The organism is Dorea sp. MB18-49, from assembly GCF_023669465.1.
Taxonomy (GTDB): domain Bacteria; phylum Bacillota; class Clostridia; order Lachnospirales; family Lachnospiraceae; genus Dorea_A; species Dorea_A longicatena.
In genome coordinates this window covers 1-1335 of the sequence record NZ_JAMOYX010000100.1, presented here as the reverse complement: position 1 = coordinate 1335, position 1335 = coordinate 1, and the positions used below count along the sequence as shown (strand labels likewise).

General features: G+C 45.8%; 1 protein-coding gene. It reads left to right on the top strand.

Features of this window, described 5'->3' with window-relative positions; genetic code table 11:
- Positions 1–7: 7 nt before the first annotated feature.
- Complete coding sequence (locus NCY30_RS14900) at positions 8–1186, top strand: M20 family metallopeptidase (RefSeq protein WP_161158769.1); 1179 nt, start codon at positions 8–10, stop codon at positions 1184–1186.
- Positions 1187–1335: the final 149 nt, after the last annotated feature.

Below are 1335 nucleotides of genomic sequence, written 5' to 3'. Positions count from 1 at the left end.
TTAATAAATGGATTATTATAAGAGAGCTCTTGAGCTCAATGATGAAACAGTTAAAAACAGACGTTACTTCCACACGAATGCAGAAACGGGACTTCATATGCCAATGGCCTGTGCATATGTGATGGACAAATTGACCAAATATGGCTTAACACCTTCCCGATGTGGTGAAGGTGTGACCGCTACTGTCGGAAACGGCGGCAAAGTCTTATTATTACGAGCCGACATGGATGCGCTCCCAATGCCGGAAGAAAGCGGACTTCCATTTGCCTGCCCGACTGGAAAAGAAGCACATGCCTGCGGACATGATTTTCACGCTGCCATGTTACTGACCGCTGCAAAAATGCTAAAAGAAAATGAGGCCGAGTTAAAAGGCACAGTCAAATTTATGTTCCAGCCTGCGGAAGAAACATTCGAAGGCAGTAAAAATATGATAGAACATGGTATCCTGGAGAATCCGAAAGTAGATGCGGCACTGGCCTATCATGTATCTCCAGGGCAGATGCCGGTTGGAATCTACATGTATAACAGTACAGGAACTATGATGTACTCCGTTGACGGTTTTCATATCGAAATCAAAGGAAAAGGTTCGCACGGCGCCTATCCTCAGAATTCCATTGACCCAATCAATATTGCGGCACATGTCTATCTGGCTCTGCAGTCCATCATCGCCCGCGAGGTTGATCCTTCCAAAGCCTGCCTTATGACAGTTGGTAAATTCCAGGCTGGAACCGCCGCCAATATTATTCCGGATACAGCTGTTCTCGAAGGAACTATTCGAACGAACGATAAAGCTTCCAGAGAACTTCTGGTACGAAGAATGAAAGAAACGGCAATCCGGACAGCCGAAACCTTCGGAGGAACGGCCAAAATCACTATGATCTCGGAAGTACCGCCTCTGATCTGCAATCCGGAATTTACCGAACAGATCGTCGGCTTCATGAAGGAACTGGATATTCCGAAACTAACCCCTTACCCAGGCATATCCGCAAGTGCCTCTGAAGATTTTGCAAATATTGCAGAACAGGTACCATCCGCTTTCATGTATCTGTCTGCCGGATATATGGATGATCGGGGGAAGTATTCTGCACATAACCCAAAGGTACAGTTTAATGAGGATGTGTGTCCGATCGGGGCTGCGTGTCTGGCGCACTGTGCGACCCGTTATTTAAATCGATTTGGGATTTAATTGGGATTTAATTTATTAACTGGGGAAGCGGCCTCTCAGTCCTTGAAGGAAACAATAGATAAGGCTTCTTGTTCAGGTTCCATACCATAAGAAACACTAAGAGAGTCAGAATCACCTAAAAGCAAAGGAACTACGCTCAAACTCGGCGT

Bases quoted from the DNA above. Each gene is read 5' to 3' on its own strand.
- NCY30_RS14900 (WP_161158769.1), top strand. From the start codon at position 8: ATGGATTATTATAAGAGAGCTCTTGAGCTCAATGATGAAACAGTTAAA.